This is a genomic window from Rhodococcus pseudokoreensis, from assembly GCF_017068395.1.
Classification (GTDB): domain Bacteria; phylum Actinomycetota; class Actinomycetes; order Mycobacteriales; family Mycobacteriaceae; genus Rhodococcus_F; species Rhodococcus_F pseudokoreensis.
Window position 1 is genome coordinate 1,834,019 of record NZ_CP070619.1, and the last position, 17,364, is coordinate 1,851,382.

Below are 17,364 nucleotides of genomic sequence, written 5' to 3' on the forward strand. Positions count from 1 at the left end.
TCAGAACGTCTTGTTCGAATCGGGGGCGACGGTGAACCCGTGCGACGTCTCGTCGTTGGTGCACGTGACGGCCGTGGCGGTGGTGCCGCAGGTGTAGCCGAGCTTGGTCAGTTTCGACCCGGCGGGCAGTGCCGCGTCCGGTTCGTCGCCGCCCGAGGTGTACACGAGGCCGCCGGCGCACATGAACGACGCCTCGCCGTCGTTCTCGACGCGGATGCCGTGACCCCAGTCGACCATGCAGTCGTCGGGGCGCGGCGGCACCGGGCTCGTCGACCCCTGGCAACCGGCCTCGGTGCGGTTCGGCAGCTTGATGATGCCGCACTGGAACCCGCCGTCCGGGGACGTGAAGAAGTACGACTCGTTGTGCTCGTACGGGACGTCGACGAGCGTCGTGGTCGGCGCTTCCGTCGTCGTCGGCGGCGGCGGCGCAACGGTCGTGGTCGTGGTGGTCGGCGGAACCGTCGTCGTGGTGGTGGTCACAGGGGCCGCGGCCGTCGTCGTCGACGCCGGCGGAGCCACCGCGTCCGAGGACCCACCACACCCTGCGAGCATCATGGCCGAGCCAATGCTCAGACACACCAACGACACCCGACGCCACGCCATACGGCCACCTCCACACATACTTACCTGCTGCCGACACTGCACTCTAACGGCAGTGCGGCGGCGGGGCCCCTTCGGCGAGGCCGGGACGGGTTAACCTGGAGGTGGAGGCATTCGATGAATCATCAGCGCATCGTGCGGACGGTCTGCTTCGTCACGGTCGGCTACGTCGTCGTCCTCGCCGTCTGGCTGGGATGGCTGATCCAGCACACCCCGCCGGCCACCATCCCCTACCAGATCATGGGATTGGTCGCGGCCTTCGGCTCGGCGCTGGGATTCGGGATGATGGCGGCCGGGCGGCCCAGCCGCGCCGACCGCAAACTCGAACGCCACGGCCTCGAGGGCTGGGCCCGCATCGAGCACGTCACCCCGCTTCGGCGCACCCCGGACGACGGAGAGCTCACCGAACTGGACCTCCGGCTGACCGTGCCCGGATCGGAGAGTTACGCCGGACGGGTCGTCTACGAGGTGCGGCGGGAGAACGCGACACGATTCGTGCCCGGCGAGACGATCACCATCCTGGTGGACCCGGAGGACCGGGACCACATCATGCTCTGCCCGTGATCCGGCGGCGCCCGAGCGCGAGCATCCCCTCGACGAGCAGCAGCTGGGCTGCCGCGTAGCTGGCGAGGATCGCTCCTTCGGCCGCGGCCCTCGCCCGTTCTCCCCGGATGAACAAGCGCCGCACCACGATCAGACCGTCGGAGGCGGTGAACAGCATCCCGCCCACGCCGAGCCAGCTGCGCCGGTCGGTTCCCGGCACGGCCACATTCGCGACAACGTCGGCGCCGGGCGCAAGAGACGGGTCGGCCGAGAGGGTCGACGTGGTGCCGAGCAGCGCGCCGTACGCGGTCAACGGTCCGGCGACCTCCTTCGCGCGACCGCGGAGAAGCGCTGCCGCGCCCGCCCATCCCGCGAGCCGGGGCAGCAACGCGGGGACGGTGGGCCGGGCGCCGCGGCGCAGCAGCAGCGCCGAGTAGCCGACCTGCATGACGGCGAACGAGGACGCGCCGCGCACGAGACGGGCATCGTCGTCGGGGTCGATCATGAAGACGTCGCCCACGGTCGCGGCGGTGAGACCGGCGAGGAGGAGCGCGACGTCGGCGGGGTCGGTGTCCGCGCGCCGCCGCAGCACCCGGGCGGCGAGCGCGGGCGCGATCAGTGGTTTCGCCACCCGCTGCAACCGTTCCCGACCGGTGACGGCTCCGACCACGGTGGCCAGCGTCGCACCGGCGAATACCGCGTGCTCGACACCCCAGTTGTTCTTCGACTTCACGTCTTCCTCCCACGCTTTCGGATGTGCCGAGGTTACCGGTCCGAACAGTGGTTGACTGGAGAGTGGATGCGACGGAGAATCCGCGATTGTGAGGCACAGCTGATGGCAAAACAGGCGCGCGCGGCGGCCACCCGCCATCAAGTACTCGAGGGTGCGGCACTGAGCTTCGAGAAGCTCGGGTACGGCGGCGCGAGCCTGAGCGGCATCCTCTCCTACGCCGACGTGACGAAGGGCGCCTTGTACTTTCACTTCGAGTCCAAGGAGGCGCTGGCCTGGGCGGTGATCAAGGAACAGCACGCGATGGCGATGCTGGCGGCGCAGCGCGTGCTCGCGACGGCCCAGTCACCGACGGAGGCGATCCTGTTGTGCGCCAAGGAGATGGCGCGCCAGCTGCTGACCGAGCCGATAGTGCGGGCGGGTGTGCGACTGACCCTGGAACTCGGGACGTCCCGCGGCCCGGCCACCGATCCCTACATCGACTGGACCGACACCCTCGTCGCACTCGCGGGCAAGGCGCGGGAGGCGGGGGAACTGCGCGCGACCGTCGATCCCGCGGCACTGGCCCGTTTCCTGGTCAGTTCGTTCACGGGCATGCAGTTGGTGTCCGAGGCGCTGACCGGGCGTGCCGACCTGTACGAGCGGCTGGCCGAGATGTGGGGGCTGCTGCTGCCCTCGATCGCGTCGCCGGACATACTGCCGCGCCTGCTCGAACTCGCGGCGCTGCGCGACGACGTCGCGTCCTGACTCAGACGCCGGTGTGGGCGGGTTCCTCGGGACCGTCCGGCGCCGGTTGCGGCAGGTCGAGCGGATGCGATTGCGTCGGCGCCGGCTGGACGACGGCGATGCGGGCGCCGTCCGGAATCGCGTCGACGGAGCAGATGGTTCCGAAGATGCCGAGGCCGCCGAACAATGCCAGCAGGCCGTAGGCCAGGAACGTCGACGTTCGTTCGACAGCTGATCGTGGTTCGCCCTCCAGTGCCATCGTGGTGCGCCGCGCGTACACGGCCCTTCGTTCTCGGGGATTTCGGCTGAGTTCCACCATGTGGCCCTTCTTCGCATGATCGGTCGTGCGGATGGTGTCGGGTCGACGCTTACGAGTCTGTCGCGGCGGCGGCCGGGTGTCGCTTCCCCCAGGGATGGAATGCACTCCACCCAGGGTTGGACGGCCCGGCGCGAGTGGTTATGATCCGGACCACACCATGTGTACGCAGAGCGGAGATTATGTCCGCTATGCGTACATCGTGAGCATCGCCCGAGCAGGAAGGCCTCATGACGACCACCGAGGAACCGACCCGCAGCGAAGACGCGCAGACGCGCCCCCCTCGCTTCGAACGACCGCCGTGGCCGCCCGCCGGCCCCCGCCGCCTGCTCCGCGACCTCGGTGGCGCCTACGCCGCCAACGGGCTGATCGGGCTGATCTTCTCCGCGACCGGTCCCGTGGCCGTCATCCTGGCCGCCGGTTCCGCGGGCGGACTGTCGCCCGGGCAGATGGCGTCGTGGATCTTCGGCGTCTTCTTCCTCAACGGCATCCTCACCGTCCTCGCCAGCTGGCTGTACCGTCAGCCGCTCGCGTTCTTCTGGACGATCCCCGGGACGATCATCGTCGGCGGCTCGCTCACCCACCTGTCGTGGCCGGAGGTGCTCGGGGCGTTCCTCGTGACCGGACTCCTGATCCTCGCCCTCGGCCTGACCGGGCGGGTGCGCCAGGTCATGGCGATGCTCCCGATGCCGATCGTCATGGCCATGGTCGCCGGCGTCTTCCTGAAGTTCGGGACCGACCTCGTTCACGCCGTGGGAACCGATGCGGCCGTGGCCGTTCCGATGGTCGTCGCCTTCGTCCTCCTCGCGTCCCGCGCCGCGCTCGGCCGGTGGATGCCCCCTATCCTCGGCGCGCTGCTCGTCGGGGCGACCGCGGTCGCGGTGACGGGCCGCTTCCACCCCACCGGCGCGGGCACACCGTGGATCGCGGCGCCGATGTTCCAGGCCCCGCAGTTCACCTGGCAGGCGATCACCGAACTGGTCGTCCCGCTGGCGATCACGGTCATCGTCGTGCAGAACGGCCAGGGTGCGGCCGTGCTGACGTCCGCAGGCCACAAGCCGCCCATGAACGTCGGCACCGTGCTGTGCGGGATCTGGTCGCTTGCCACCGCCGCCGTCGGTGCCGTGTCGACGTGCCTGACGGGGCCGACCAACGCCCTGCTGGTGGCGTCGGGGCAGCGCACCCGCCAGTACACGGCGGCCGTCGTCTGCGGACTGCTCGCCGTGGTCGTCGGCCTGTTCGCCCCGCTGTTCGTTCAGCTGATGCTGGCCACCCCGGCCGCGTTCGTCGCGACGCTCGGCGGCCTGGCGATGCTCCGGGCCCTGCAGGGGTCGTTCGTCGCGGCGTTCGGCTCCCGATACACGCTCGGTGCGCTCGTGACGTTTCTCGTGACCGTCTCGAACGTGCAGTTCCTCAACATCGGCGCGGCCTTCTGGGGACTGATCGCCGGACTGCTCGTGTCCCGGGTGATGGAACCGGGTGATTTCCGGAAGGGATGACCGGTCACCGTCCCCGCCGCCACCACCGCCTGACCGCCGGGGGCGGGTCCGGTACCGGCTCCGGTTGTGATTTCGGGGGCGCTGTCTGCTGAGGCTTCCGCACGTACTGCTTCTGCTGCCGCCACGTCGCGACGACCTCGTCCGCGTCGACCGGGCTCACCGGAATCCTCGGACCGGACGGCGCCCGCAACCACTCGACGATCTGCAGGTTGAGCTGCGCCACCACGTCCCGCACTGCCTGCTCGGACGGGATTCCACGGATCGTGTCGGGCAGCCGCTCGATCTCCTTGCGCAGCTGCAGCGGCGTGGGGAGCAACGAGTCGGTGGGCAAATTCTCGCGCCGCAGGTAGTTCTTCACCCACCACAGTTCGTCGTCGACGTCGCCCGCCGGAATCGGTTTGCCCGCGCCGGGGAGATCGTCGAAGTCGCCGCGCTCCTGAGCGAGCCGGATCTGCTTGTCGATCCAGCTCTCGAAGCTCACCCCGGGAGGTTTGCGCTCGGTCACGCACGCCATTGTTCCAAAACCTGCTTCAGCCTGCCGGGGGCTCGGCTCCCGTGTAGAACGCGGTGGTCCGATCGCCTGCCGCGGTCGCCGCGGCTTCCGGAGTCCCGAACGCGATGCTCGCGTCCCGCCACCGCTCGCTGCTCGCGGTGATGAACTCCTTGCCTTCCTCGCTCGCCGACCAGGCCTCGCTCTCCTTCGGGTCCATCGACTTCCCCGTCCCCAGATACAGGAACAGCCCCAGAACCCCGAGTTCCCAGCCGACGCCGGTCGCGCCGGGCCCGTATTCGTCCCAGAACTTGTCGTCGACGTGCGCCGTGTGCCGAAGCTCGAAGCGGGTGCCCCCGGCCGGATCCGCGGTGACGGACACGTCGATCCAGCTGACGTCGCCGCCGTACTCCCAGGTCGCGGTGAATCCGTTCGGCGGATCACACGTGAGGATCTCGCCGCCGGCGTTGCCTTCCAGCTGGTAGCGACCGTGCAGCCGCAGGTCGCCCGTCACCGGCATGAACCACCGCGGGATCCGCTCGGCGGTGGTGCAGGCCTCCCACATTTCCTCCACCGTGGCGTCGTAGGTGCGTCCGATCGTCACGATGCGGGCCTCGCCCGCCTCGAGCGTCCGGCTGCCCACCGACCGGCGTACCGCGTTGATCTGTTCCGTCACTTCGATCATCGATCGCTCCCTTGCTTCGGGTCTGTGCCGTCCTCGCCCGACAGTCGTTGCTCGCGTCGCCCGCGCGCGATCTCCGTGGCCAGCGCGTCGAGCCGCGGCGTCCAGAACCGCCGGAACTGGCCGAGCCACGCGTCGATGTCGCGGAGCGGTTCGGTCTCCACCGCATACAGCCTTCGCGGTCCGTCGCTCCGGACGGTGGCGAAACCGTTCTCCCGCAGAACCTTCAGATGTTGCGACACGGCGGGTTGCGAGATGCCGAACTCGGCACGGATGACGTCGCTGACCGCACCGGACGTCTTCTCGTCGTCCGCGATCAGCTCGAGGATCCGGCGTCGGACCGGATCGCCGAGTACGTCGAAGGCGTGCATGTCGATCATATTTCATCCTTCGCTTATATAAGTCAAGACGCAAATGATTGCCCATCACTTGCCAAGGCGCTCCACTCCTTTTACTGTGACATCACGTCTCAGTTAAATGGACTGACGGCGAAGGTTCCGTATCCATTCAGGGAAGCGACCATGACAGCGACCACCTCCGAGCACGCCGCAGCGCACGAGAGCAGCGGAGACGAGCGGCACGTGCGCGTCGTCGTGGTCGGCGCCGGCCTGTCGGGGATCGCGGCCGCGGTCAAACTCGAACGCGCGGGCATCACGGACTTCGCCGTCCTGGAGAAGTCCGATCGTGTCGGCGGCGTGTGGCGCGAGAACACGTACCCCGGGTGCGGTGTCGACATTCCCGCACCGGTGTACTCGTTCTCGTTCAACCCCAACCCGGGATGGCGCAGCAACTTCGCACTCCAGCCGGAACTTCTGTCCTACATCGAGGACACCGTCGCCGAGTTCGACGTGCAGTCCAGGATCTCGATGCAGACCGAACTCCACGAAGCAGTGTGGTCCGACGAGCGCCGACGCTGGATTCTCGACACCAGTCGCGGCACGATCGTCGCCCAGCACGTGATCTTCGCGGCGGGACCCATCACCGAACCCAGCACTCCCGCGGTACCCGGCATCGACGGTTTCGGCGGCGACATCTTCCACTCGGCCCGCTGGAACCACGACGTCGATCTCACGGGAAAGCGTGTCGCGGTCGTCGGCACGGGCGCGTCCGCGGTGCAGTTCATCCCCGAGATCCAGCCGGACGTCGAGGCGCTGTACGTGTTCCAGCGCACGCCGGCCTGGGTGGTGCCCCGCCTGGACTTCCCGTTCCCGCGGCTCGCGCAGTCGGTGTTCTCGCGGGTCCCCGCGGTGCAGCGCGCGTTGCGACAGATCCTCGACGTCGTCCTGCGGACCCTCTCGTGGGCGATGCGCCGCGAACGCACCGCCCGGCTCCTCAACCCCCTCGGCACCCGCTGGCTCGCCCGGCAGGTGCCGGACCCGGCGCTCCGTTCGGCGCTGACCCCGAACTTCACGCTCGGATGCAAGCGACTCCTGCTGTCCAACACGTATCTCCCGGCCCTGACGAAGAGCAACGTCGAGTTGATCCCGCACGCCCTCACCGAGGTCGACGGACGCGTCGTCGTGGGAGCCGACGGCACCCGGCGCGAGGTCGACGTCATCATCTTCGGCACCGGTTTCGACGTGAGCCATCCGCCGATCGCGAGCCGGATCCGCGGACGCGACGGGGCACTGCTGTCCGAAAAATGGTCGAAGAGCCCCGAGGCCTATCTGGCCACCACGACACCCGGCGCACCGAACGCGTACATCATGCTCGGACCGAACATCCTGGTGTACAACTCGTTCCTCGGCCTGGCCGAGACCCAGCTCGACTACGTGATCGACGGAATCACCAAGGCGGAGCGGCAGGGCATCGAAGTGCTCGAGGTCCGCGACCAGCCGTTCCGCCGGTTCAACGACGCGGTGCAGAAGGGCCTGGAGCCGACCGTGTTCAACAACGGCGGGTGCAGCAGCTACTACCTCGACGCCGACGGCAGGAACTTCGCCGCGTGGCCGTGGTCCACCGGGTCCCTGCGCCGCCGCCTCGCCCGTTTCGACCTCGAGAACTACGCCGTCCGGCCGTACCGGACACAGCCGTCCCCCTCCCCTCACCCGTCAGGAAAGTCACGATGATCGAGATCCATCACACTGCTGTCGCCGGCGCACCCGTCGCGGGCGCGTTCGACTACGTCGACGACTATCGCCACGTCCCGTCCTGGATGTTCGGGATCACGAAGTTCGACCCGATCGGCGAACAGGATCGCGGGCTCGGAGCCGTCTACGACGCCGCGATGAAGATCGGCCCCAAGACCCTCGGTTCGGTCGTGAAGGTCACCGGGTGGGAACGGAATTCGCTGATCGAGCTCGAATCGATCGACGGCCTGTACACGCACTCGCGGTGGCAGTTCGAGGCCGTCGGCGAGACCGAGACCCGCCTGACGGTCGATTTCCGCTACGACCTGCCCGGTGGGCTCGCGGGCAAGGCGCTCGGCAGGATCATCGAGCCCTTCGTCGCCCAGGCGATCCGCCACACCGACGCCACGCTGCGGCGTCAGGTGGAGGAAGTCGCGCGCCGGTCGGCCTGACTCACTGCGCGCCCGCCGTTCACCCTCGTGTGACAGATGGAACAGCCGGCGCTGTGTACATAGTTAGTTAGCCTATGTAATATGTTTTGCATGGACGACGACACGCGGCTGCAGAGCCTGCTCGTCGACCTGGTCACGAATTCTCACCGATTCACCAGGCTCGCGAGCTCCTTCGGATCCGAGGACCATCCCCGGCCATGGGTACGTGCCCTCGCCCTGCTCGATGACCACGGCGAACTCCGCATCAGCGAATTCGCCCGCATCGACCGCTGCTCGCAACCGTCCGCGACCGCCCTGCTCCAGAAGCTCGCCGATCGCGGATACGTGGCCCGCCGGCCCGATCCGGACGACGCCCGGGCAGTCCGGGTGTCCATCACCGATCCCGGACGCAACTGGCTGACCGTGGCCCGGGGCGAGATCGCGGGCGCCCTCGCCCCGCACTTCGCGGACCTCGAACCCGAGCAGCTCGAACGACTGGCGCAGGGCCTGTCGGAACTGCGTTCGATCGTCAAGTCGTCGGCCCGCGCCTGACGACCCATCCACCCCGAAAACACATCGAAGGAGGTGGCCGTGAGCACCACGACCGCAACCGTCACGAACAGCAGCGAGGCGCCACCGAGCCTCCTCCACCAGCCTAAGTCGGTGTGGGCCGTCGCCTTCGCCAGCGTCATCGCGTTCATGGGCATCGGCCTCGTCGACCCCATCCTCAAGCCGATCGGCGAACAGCTGGACGCGACCCCCTCCCAGGTGTCGCTGCTGTTCACCAGTTACATGCTGGTCACCGGGGTCGCGATGCTCATCACCGGTGTGGTGTCGAGCCGGATCGGCGCCAAGAAGACGCTCCTGACCGGTCTCGCTGTCATCGTCGTGTTCGCGGCGCTGGCCGGAAGCTCCGGCACCATCGCCCAGATCGTCGGCTTCCGCGCCGGCTGGGGACTGGGCAACGCCCTGTTCATCGCGACCGCACTCGCCGCCATCGTCGGCGCGGCCAGTGGCGGCGTCGCGCGGGCCATCATCCTCTACGAGGCCGCGCTGGGCATCGGCATCGCCGTCGGCCCGCTGGTCGGCGGTGTCCTCGGCAACATCAGCTGGCGCGCACCGTTCTTCGGCGTCGCAGCCCTGATGGCCGTGGCGTTCATCCTGATCGTCGTGATGCTGCCGTCCGCTCCCAAGCCGGAGCACCGCACGTCGATCGCCGCGCCGTTCCTCGCCCTGCGCCACCGCGGCCTGCTCACCGTCGCGATCACCGCGCTGCTCTACAACTACGGCTTCTTCACCCTGCTCGCGTACACGCCGTTCCCGCTGGACATGGGCACGTACTCGATCGGGTTCATCTTCTTCGGCTGGGGTCTCGCACTGGCCGTCGCGTCGGTGTTCCTCGCCCCGCGCCTGCAGCGGCGCTTCGGCACGCTGCCGATGATGATGGTGGCCCTCGCGCTGTTCGCCCTCGACCTCGCCATGATGGCCGCGTTCACCGAGAACAAGACCGTGCTCATCGTCGGCGTCGTCCTCGCCGGGCTGTTCCTCGGTGTCAACAACACCCTCATCACCGAGACCGTGATGATCTCCGCCCCCGTCGAGCGGTCGACGGCGTCCGCGGCCTACAGCTTCGTCCGCTTCGTCGGTGGGGCCGCGGCACCGTGGGTCGCGGGCAAGCTCGGTGAGAGCAACATTCACCTGCCGTTCTGGGTCGGCGCGGTGTGCACCGCCGCCGCGATCCTCGTCCTCGCGACCGGCCGCAAGGTCCTCGCCCACGTCGACGAGCACGATCCCGAACCGCACAGCGTCGACGAGGCACTGGCCGTCACGGCCGGCGACGCCGACTGACTCCCCGACGTGAGTGGCAAAGCGTGCGCGAGCACACTTTGCCACTCACCTGTCAGAGGTTCAGGTCGGGAAGTCCGAGGAGCGAACGGTACTCGAGACCCTCGGCCGCGATCACGTCGCCGGCCCCGGTCGCCCGGTCGACGACGGTCGCGACACCCACGACGATCGCCCCGACGTCGCGCAGTGCCTTCACCGCGGTGAGCGGCGAGTTGCCCGTGGTGGTGGTGTCCTCGACCACGAGGACACGCTTACCGACGACGTCCGGTCCCTCGATCTGCCGCTGCATCCCGTGCGCCTTCGCGGCCTTGCGCACCACGAACGAGTCGATCGGCCTGCCCGGCGCGTGCATGACGGCCATCGCCACCGGGTCGGCGCCCATCGTCAGCCCGCCGACTGCGTCGAAATCCCAGTCCGCCACCAGTTCACGCAGCAACTTCCCGATCAGCGGGCCCGCCTCGTGATGCAGCGTGGCGCGGCGAAGGTCCACGTAGTAGTCGGCTTCCTTGCCCGAAGACAACGTCACCTTGCCGTGCACAACAGCCAGCTCGCGCACCAACGCGGCCAGATCCTCGCGATCACTCATGCCCGAAACCCTACCCACCTCTACGTGCGGGCACGCCCCCGGCCGAACACGTTGGTCAGCCGCCGGACCAGACTCTTCGGGACGAGACGCCCGGCGGTCGTCAGCACCTTGTACTGGAGGCCGGGGATGCTCACGACCTTGCCGTCCTCGAGATCGGACAGCGACGCCGCGACGACCTGGTCGACGCTCAGCCACATCGCATTCGGAATCGAACTCATCTCGATGCCCGCGCGCTCGTGGAACTCGGTGCGGATGAATCCCGGGCACAGCGCCTGGATCCGCACACCCGTGCCGCCCAGCCCGTTCGCCAATCCCTCGGAGAACGAGATCACGTACGCCTTGCTCGCCGAATACGTCGACCCCCGCCCGGACAGCAGTCCCGCGACGCTCGCCACGTTGATGACGGTGCCGTTCGCCGCCGCGATCATGCCGGGCAACGCCGCGCGGGTCAGCTGCATGACGGCGGTCACGTTCACGTCCAGCTGGGACTGCAACAGCTCCGGCGTCGCGGTCCAGAATTCGCCCGACGTGCCGAATCCGGCGTTGTTGACCAGTACCTCGACACCCTTCCCGAGGCGTTGCGCCACCTCCTCGCGCCCGGACGCCGTCGCCAGATCGGCCTGCAGGATCTCGGACTCGGTGTCGAACAGCGCCTTCATCTCGTCGGCGAGGGCGTGCAGGCGGGTGTCGTCACGCGCGACGAGCACGAGGTCGTAACCGAGGGACGCGAACTTCCTCGCGAAACCGGCACCGAGCCCCGACGTCGGGCCGGTGACGAGGGCAACGGGTCGGGCTGAGCTGGGGGGCGTCGACATACCGGTGACGGTAGCAAGGCGCTGCGCGCCTGTGCGCGGTTAACGAGTCCAGGGACTCGTCAGGCACTCACGAGCGCGGAGCGCCCGGCGGCGGTGCGGGACGGTCCTGGGGCGCGGGACGCGGCGGTGTGGCCGGGCGCGTTTCCGGGGCCGGACGTCCCGGGGATGCGGGACGCGCCTGCGGTGCGGGACGACCCTGCTGGGTGGGACGTCCCTGGGATGCGGGACGCGCCTGCGGTGCGGGGCGTCCCTGCGGTGCGGGGCGTTTCTCCGGTGCGGGGCGTTTCTCCGGTGCGGGGCGCGATTCGACGGGGGCGCCGTCACGCAGACGCGGCCTGCTCGGGTCGTGATGGCCACGGTCGAGTCCGCTCGGCTCGGTGACCGGGGGCAGGACGTGCAGGATGCCGGACAGCCGGGCGACGGCCTCGATGGCCGAATCCCACTCCCGGCCGCTGCTGCCGATGGGCAGCGAACCGAGGGTCCACTCGCCCTCGCTCCACAGCATGTTCACGTGCGGCGGCACCGACTCGGTGAACGCGACCATCCGCTGATCGCAGACCCTGCGGGCGATCTCGAGGTCGGTGGCGAATACGACGCGCGGTCCGATGGCGCCGAGGAGGTCGAGGTCCGAATCCTTCGGCGGCGGGGTCGACTTGAGGCGGAGGTCGATGTCGACGTCCGAACCCACCCGGCGGCGCACCGCGACGATGGTCGCGGTCTCCTCGAGGTCGAACAGGATGAACGACTCGCCGCGGCGTTCGCCCTTCACCACGTCGATGGCGCTGAGGTACTCCTGCTTGGCCAGCGCGGCCCGATGGAACTGGGCGGGCAGCCGCTCTTCGACGTTGTCGTACGTGTAGCCCTGGGCCTTGGCCCAGATCTGCCGCACACGACCCGTCTGATCACGACGCGAGCGATCGAAATAGAGCAACGCGCACGCGCCTGCGAGTGCGATCAACGCCAGTACGAACCACATTCCGGTCATCGATGATCAGCCTAGCGAGTCGAGGGCGTAACGAGGGTAGGCGGTGCCGGGACACCCCGTGTCGGTTTTGCCCGAACCGGCCCGGCGGCCGTGTCCGCCGGCACGGGTGGGCTCAGTTGCCACCGAGCTTGGGCAGCTCGGTGCTGATGATCGTCTCGGCCATCATCGTGCCGTTCTCGACCTTCGTCCCCTGCACCATGACGGTGAATCCGGGTTTCAGATCGGCGACCGTGGTGCCGTCGAGTGCGATCACGTTGGTCTGCGCGTTGGTCTGGACCGTCAGTTTCGAACCACCGAGGGCGTCGAGGGTGAGCGTGGAACCGTCGTTGGCGCTGATCGTTCCGAACGCGGCGCCCGCAGCCCCGATGGCCTCGCCGATTCCGCCGGGAAGTTGATCGAGCGGCGACTCGGTGGTGCTCGACGGCGGCGGCGTGGTCGTCTTCGGCGGCGCGGTGGTGGCCGGCGGGCGGGACGTGGTGGGACCCGCCGCGGTGGTGCTCGACGAGTTGTTCGGCGCCGTCGTGAACAGGGCGACGCCGAAGCCGATGACCGCGATCAGCAGCAGCGCGGCAGCGGCGGCCGCGATCCACGTGCCGATCCGGCGCGGCTTCTTGTCCTCGGTGGCCTCCGCGACCGGCGCCTGGTACTGCGATCCCGGGTACTTGCCCGGCGGGTACTGCGATCCCGGGTACTGGGCGTTCGGGTACTGCCCCGTCGGATACCCGCCCTGGTACTGCTGGGCCTCGTACGGCGGATACGGCTGCGTGGCGTTCGGCGGCGGAGCCTGCTGGTCGAACCGCGGGTCGTAGGTCGGATACGCCTGCGTCGGATTGGGCTGGTTCTGCCCGTACGCCGCGGTCGGGTCGGACGTGTAGAACTGCTCGGTCGGTCCGCCGGCGGAGCCCAGGTACTGGGTGCGGTGGTCCTGGTCCGACGAGCCGAAGTGCTCGGTAGGCTGGTCCTGCCGCGACCACGCCTGCGTCGGGTCCTCGTCACGAGCCCGCGACGCCGAATCGTCATGCGCCCGCGACGCCGAATCGTCGGTCGTCCACGACTCCGAATCGTCGGTCGTCCACGACTCCGTGCCGTCGTACGCGCGCTCCTGCGGGGTGCGCGGATCGTCGGGGTTCGTCATGATCGGCCCCTCCCTCGGGTTCGTGTGGCCGGTGTCCTGCGGTTACGGACGATCCAGGGTAACGGCGAAACTTAAGACTCCCCTGTGAAAACACAGGTGAGTGGCGCGGCGTGCGGGAGCACACCGTGCCACTCACCTGGGGGATCAGCCGAGGACGAGCGCGTCCCCGGTCTCGGACACCTTCACAGGGACGGTGTCACCGTCCTTGACGTCGCCGGCCAGCAGCAGCTTCGCGAGCTGGTCGCCGATCGCCTGCTGGATCAGCCTGCGGAGCGGCCTGGCCCCGTACATGGGGTCGTAGCCGCGGACGGCCAGCCAGAAGCGGGCCGAGTCGGACACGTCCAGCGTCAGCCGCCGCGCCGCGAGCCGGCGGGACAACTGGTCGAGCTGGATGTCGACGATCGACTCGAGCTGCTCCTCGGTGAGCGGTTCGAAGATCACGACGTCGTCGAGCCGGTTGATGAACTCCGGCTTGAACGCGTGCCGCACCGCATCCATCACCTGCTCCCGCGATCCGCCCGCACCGAGGTTGGACGTGAGGATCAGGATGGTGTTGCGGAAGTCGACCGTCCGCCCCTGACCGTCCGTCAGCCGGCCTTCGTCGAGGACGGCGAGCAGGATGTCGAAGACGTCGGGGTGCGCCTTCTCCACCTCGTCGAACAGCACCACCGTGTACGGGCGCCGTCGCACTGCCTCGGTGAGCTGCCCGCCCGCCTCGTACCCGACGTAGCCGGGCGGCGCGCCGACGAGCCGGGCCACCGAATGCTTCTCGCTGTACTCGGACATGTCGATGCGGACCATGGCGCGTTCGTCGTCGAACAGGAAGTCCGCGAGGGACTTCGCGAGCTCCGTCTTACCGACACCGGTCGGTCCGAGGAACAGGAACGATCCGGTGGGCCGGTTGGGATCGGCGACGCCGGCGCGGGCGCGGCGGACGGCGTCCGACACGGCGACGACGGCCTCTTCCTGTCCGACGACCCGCTTGCCCAGTTCGGATTCCATCCGCAGCAGCTTGGCGGTCTCGCCCTCCATCATGCGGCCGGCGGGGATGCCGGTCCATGCTGCGACCACGTCGGCGACGTCGTCGGGCCCCACTTCCTCCTTGAGCATGACGTCGCCGTCGGCGGCGGCACCGGACTCGCGGGCAGCCTGCTCGAGTTCCTTCTCGAGCTGCGGGATCCGCCCATAGCGCAGTTCCGCGGCCCGGCCGAGGTCGCCGTCGCGTTCGGCGCGTTCCTCCTCACCGCGCAGCGTCTCGAGCTGCACCTTGACTCCGCGGACGGAGTCGATGGCCTGCTTCTCGTTCTGCCAGCGGGTGGTCAGCTGATTGAGCTTCTCCCGTTCGTCGGCCAGTTCCTGACGCAGCTTCTCCAGCCGGTCCTTGGACGCCGCGTCGGATTCCTTCTGCAGCGCCATCTCCTCGATCTCGAGGCGGCGGACGATGCGTTCGACGGTGTCGATCTCCTCGGGTCGCGAGTCGATCTCCATCCGCAGCCGGGACGCGGCCTCGTCCACGAGGTCGATCGCCTTGTCCGGCAGGAACCGGGACGTGATGTAGCGGTCGCTGAGCGTGGCGGCGGCGACGAGCGCGGAGTCGGTGATGCGCACCCCGTGGTGCACCTCGTACCGCTCCTTGAGCCCGCGCAGGATGCCGACGGTGTCCTCGACGGACGGTTCGCCGACGAGCACCTGCTGGAAGCGGCGTTCGAGGGCGGCGTCCTTCTCGATGTACTTGCGGTATTCCTCGAGGGTGGTCGCGCCGACGAGCCGCAGCTCACCGCGGGCGAGCATCGGCTTGATCATGTTGCCGGCGTCCATCGCCGACTCACCGGTGGCACCCGCACCGACGATGGTGTGGAGTTCGTCGATGAACGTGATGACCTGACCGGCCGAGTTCTTGATGTCGTCGAGGACGGCCTTGAGCCGCTCCTCGAACTCGCCGCGGTACTTGGCTCCGGCGACCATCGATCCGAGGTCGAGGGAGATCACCGACTTGCCGCGCAGCGATTCGGGGACGTCGCCCTGCACGATGCGCTGCGCCAGCCCCTCGACGATGGCGGTCTTGCCGACGCCGGGCTCACCGATCAGCACCGGGTTGTTCTTGGTGCGGCGGCTGAGGACCTGCACGACGCGGCGGATCTCGTTGTCGCGGCCGATCACCGGGTCCAGCTTGCCGTTGCGGGCCAGGGCCGTGAGGTCGGTGGAGTACTTCTCGAGCGCCTGGTACGTGCCCTCGGGATCCGGGCTGGTGACACGAGCACTGCCGCGGACGGTGGTGAACGCGTCGCGCAGCGCCTCGGGGGTGGCGCCGTGCCTGCCGAGCAGCCCGGCCACGTCCGACTCACCCGATGCGAGCCCGACCATCAGGTGTTCCGTCGACACGTACTCGTCGTCGAGTTCGGTGGCGAGGCGCTGTGCTGCGGTGAGTGCGGCGAGGGCCTCCCGGCCGAGCTGCGGTGTGGTGGTGGCGCCCGTCGTCTTGGGCAGCCGGTCGACGAGATTCTGCGCTTCGCGGTGGACCGCGGCGGGGTCGACGCCGACCGCCTTGAGCAGCGGGGCGGCGATGCCGTCGGTCTGGTCGAGCAGGGCCACGAGCAGATGCGCGGGCCTGATGTCGGGATTACCGGCCGACGACGCCGACTGGAGCGCAGCGGTCATCGCGGCCTGGGTCTTGGTGGTCGGATTGAACGAGTCCACTGGTCACCTCTTCTGGCGTTGTAGAGCGGTTCGCCGCCGGGGCCGGGTGGCACGTGGCGACGCTGTCATCTTCTTAACGCACGAAGAGTTGAGTCTGTTCCGCTCAACTTTGAATTTTTTTGGCTACCCCCATCATCTCGCCCCCCGAGACTCCGCGGGGCGGTAAATCACGCCCCGATCGCGGCACCCATCATCGGCCAGGACGTGGTGAGGTCGTCACGCCAATATCCCCACGAGTGGGTGCCCACCGGCCGGAGGTCGACGGTGGCGGGAATGTCGAGGGCCCGGAGTTTCTCCGCGAGCCGCATCGTGCAGTCGTTGGTCACGGCCTCGATGACACCGCCGACCACCACCTGCGTCGCGAGGGCGCGGCGGTCGCCGCCGACGGTCCGGGCGTCGAGGGTGTCGTACGGCCCCGGCAGTCCGCTGCCGTTGGAGATGTAGAGGGTGGTCCCCCGGAGTTTCTCGGCGTTGACGTACGGATCGTTCGCGGCCCACAGCGGATCGTTGGCAGCACCCCACATGTTCTCCGGGTTGCCGCCGAAGTCCGCGACCGTGATCTCGACGAATCGGCGGGCCACCGGGTCGCTCGTCATCGCGCACCCGCTGTAGGCGCCGACGCTCTGATACAGCCCGGGCTTGGAGATCGCGAGGTTGAGCACGCTGGTGGCCGACATGGACAGCCCGGCGATCGCGTTCCTGCCGGTCGTGTCGAGCGCCGAGTCGACGATGGGCGGCAGTTCCTTCGTCAGGAACGTCTGCCACTTGTTCCGCCCGAGTTCGGGATCGTCGCGCTGCCAGTCGGCGTAGTAACTGGACTGGCCACCGAACGGGATGACCACGTTGACGTCCTTGTCGGAGAAGAACTTCTCGACGTCCGCCTTCTGCTCCCAGCCGAACTGTTCGGAGTTTCCCTCGACGCCGCCGAGCATGTAGACGGTGGGACGTTTCCCGGACGCGGCGCGGATGACCCGGACGGTGACGTCCTTGTCCATGGCCGTCGAGTGAACCGTGAAGTTCATCTGCGATTCGCCGACCGGGGTGACCTCGACCAACCGCGAACCGTCGGGCGCCTCGTCGGCCGTGATCGACTCGACCGTCGCCCGGGGTTCCGCGGAGGCGATCGTTCCGATGCTCGACGCCATCAGGCCGCCGACCGCCAGCACGACGGCGCCCACGCGTCGAACCGAGCCGGCGCTGCGCATCCCCTGGCGA

General features: G+C 68.7%; 19 protein-coding genes. 7 read left to right on the forward strand and 12 right to left on the reverse strand.

What is annotated here, in order from left to right; all coding sequences use genetic code 11:
• Complete coding sequence (locus JWS13_RS13920; protein ID WP_124389160.1) at positions 1–603, reverse strand: hypothetical protein; 603 nt, start codon at positions 601–603, stop codon at positions 1–3.
• 114 nt (positions 604–717) lie between these two features.
• Between JWS13_RS13920 and JWS13_RS13925 the strand changes: the two genes are divergently transcribed.
• A complete protein-coding gene (locus tag JWS13_RS13925) occupies positions 718–1,164 on the forward strand; it encodes a hypothetical protein (protein ID WP_087561404.1) in 447 nt (148 codons plus the stop codon).
• Here the strand turns inward: JWS13_RS13925 and JWS13_RS13930 are convergent.
• Entirely contained in the window at positions 1,148–1,876 is a 729-nt protein-coding gene (locus JWS13_RS13930; RefSeq protein ID WP_206006023.1) for a lysoplasmalogenase family protein, read from the reverse strand. The two genes, JWS13_RS13925 and JWS13_RS13930, sit on opposite strands and share 17 nt — an antisense overlap.
• A 102-nt stretch (positions 1,877–1,978) precedes the next feature.
• On the opposite strand from JWS13_RS13930, the gene JWS13_RS13935 reads away from it, so the two are divergent.
• A complete protein-coding gene (locus tag JWS13_RS13935; protein ID WP_206006025.1) occupies positions 1,979–2,620 on the forward strand; it encodes a ScbR family autoregulator-binding transcription factor in 642 nt (213 codons plus the stop codon).
• Position 2,621: 1 nt separating this feature from the next.
• Here the strand turns inward: JWS13_RS13935 and JWS13_RS13940 are convergent, their stop codons facing one another.
• Positions 2,622–2,918: a hypothetical protein gene (locus tag JWS13_RS13940; protein ID WP_087561401.1), complete on the reverse strand. Its 297-nt coding sequence runs from the start codon at positions 2,916–2,918 to the stop codon at positions 2,622–2,624.
• A 227-nt stretch (positions 2,919–3,145) separates the two neighbouring features.
• Between JWS13_RS13940 and JWS13_RS13945 the strand changes: the two genes are divergently transcribed.
• The gene (locus JWS13_RS13945; protein ID WP_206006027.1) at positions 3,146–4,414 is read left to right on the forward strand and encodes a benzoate/H(+) symporter BenE family transporter; all 1,269 of its coding nucleotides are present in this window, start codon (positions 3,146–3,148) and stop codon (positions 4,412–4,414) included.
• A 4-nt stretch (positions 4,415–4,418) separates the two neighbouring features.
• Here the strand turns inward: JWS13_RS13945 and JWS13_RS13950 are convergent, their stop codons facing one another.
• Genes JWS13_RS13950 through JWS13_RS13960 form a run of 3 tightly spaced genes read right to left on the reverse strand, consistent with a single transcriptional unit; the run spans position 4,419 to position 5,957 of the window.
• Complete coding sequence (locus JWS13_RS13950; RefSeq protein ID WP_206006029.1) at positions 4,419–4,928, reverse strand: DnaJ family domain-containing protein; 510 nt, start codon at positions 4,926–4,928, stop codon at positions 4,419–4,421.
• Between the two features lie 16 nt (positions 4,929–4,944).
• Complete coding sequence (locus JWS13_RS13955; protein ID WP_206006031.1) at positions 4,945–5,589, reverse strand: SRPBCC family protein; 645 nt, start codon at positions 5,587–5,589, stop codon at positions 4,945–4,947.
• Positions 5,586–5,957 carry an ArsR/SmtB family transcription factor gene (locus tag JWS13_RS13960; RefSeq protein WP_206011588.1) on the reverse strand — a complete coding sequence of 124 codons (372 nt, stop codon included), beginning with the start codon at positions 5,955–5,957 and terminating at the stop codon, positions 5,586–5,588. The genes JWS13_RS13955 and JWS13_RS13960 overlap by 4 nt, the downstream gene beginning before the upstream one ends.
• A 150-nt stretch (positions 5,958–6,107) precedes the next feature.
• Between JWS13_RS13960 and JWS13_RS13965 the strand changes: the two genes are divergently transcribed.
• The 4 genes from JWS13_RS13965 to JWS13_RS13980 all read left to right on the forward strand — a co-directional run bounded on the left by JWS13_RS13965 (position 6,108) and on the right by JWS13_RS13980 (position 9,934).
• Entirely contained in the window at positions 6,108–7,655 is a 1,548-nt protein-coding gene (locus JWS13_RS13965; protein ID WP_206006033.1) for a flavin-containing monooxygenase, read from the forward strand.
• Complete coding sequence (locus JWS13_RS13970) at positions 7,652–8,107, forward strand: SRPBCC family protein (RefSeq protein WP_087561395.1); 456 nt, start codon at positions 7,652–7,654, stop codon at positions 8,105–8,107. The genes JWS13_RS13965 and JWS13_RS13970 overlap by 4 nt, the downstream gene beginning before the upstream one ends.
• Positions 8,108–8,197: 90 nt before the next feature.
• The gene (locus JWS13_RS13975) at positions 8,198–8,638 is read left to right on the forward strand and encodes a MarR family winged helix-turn-helix transcriptional regulator (RefSeq protein WP_206006038.1); all 441 of its coding nucleotides are present in this window, start codon (positions 8,198–8,200) and stop codon (positions 8,636–8,638) included.
• A gap of 33 nt (positions 8,639–8,671) precedes the next feature.
• Entirely contained in the window at positions 8,672–9,934 is a 1,263-nt protein-coding gene (locus tag JWS13_RS13980; protein WP_095861285.1) for an MFS transporter, read from the forward strand.
• Positions 9,935–9,986: 52 nt separating this feature from the next.
• Here JWS13_RS13980 and pyrE read toward each other — a convergent pair whose 3' ends face one another.
• From pyrE to JWS13_RS14010, 6 genes are all read right to left on the reverse strand, one after another.
• The gene (gene pyrE / locus JWS13_RS13985) at positions 9,987–10,517 is read right to left on the reverse strand and encodes an orotate phosphoribosyltransferase (protein WP_015889338.1); all 531 of its coding nucleotides are present in this window, start codon (positions 10,515–10,517) and stop codon (positions 9,987–9,989) included.
• Between the two features lie 20 nt (positions 10,518–10,537).
• Positions 10,538–11,332 carry an SDR family NAD(P)-dependent oxidoreductase gene (locus JWS13_RS13990; protein ID WP_206006040.1) on the reverse strand — a complete coding sequence of 265 codons (795 nt, stop codon included), beginning with the start codon at positions 11,330–11,332 and terminating at the stop codon, positions 10,538–10,540.
• A gap of 67 nt (positions 11,333–11,399) precedes the next feature.
• A complete protein-coding gene (locus tag JWS13_RS13995) occupies positions 11,400–12,308 on the reverse strand; it encodes a type III secretion system chaperone family protein (protein ID WP_241032583.1) in 909 nt (302 codons plus the stop codon).
• A gap of 121 nt (positions 12,309–12,429) precedes the next feature.
• Entirely contained in the window at positions 12,430–13,452 is a 1,023-nt protein-coding gene (locus tag JWS13_RS14000; protein ID WP_206006044.1) for a DUF5666 domain-containing protein, read from the reverse strand.
• A gap of 144 nt (positions 13,453–13,596) precedes the next feature.
• On the reverse strand, positions 13,597–16,149 hold the full coding sequence (clpB, locus tag JWS13_RS14005) for an ATP-dependent chaperone ClpB (protein ID WP_206006046.1): 2,553 nt from the start codon (positions 16,147–16,149) through the stop codon (positions 13,597–13,599).
• Positions 16,150–16,316: 167 nt separating this feature from the next.
• Complete coding sequence (locus JWS13_RS14010; RefSeq protein ID WP_206006048.1) at positions 16,317–17,354, reverse strand: alpha/beta hydrolase; 1,038 nt, start codon at positions 17,352–17,354, stop codon at positions 16,317–16,319.
• Positions 17,355–17,364: the final 10 nt, after the last annotated feature.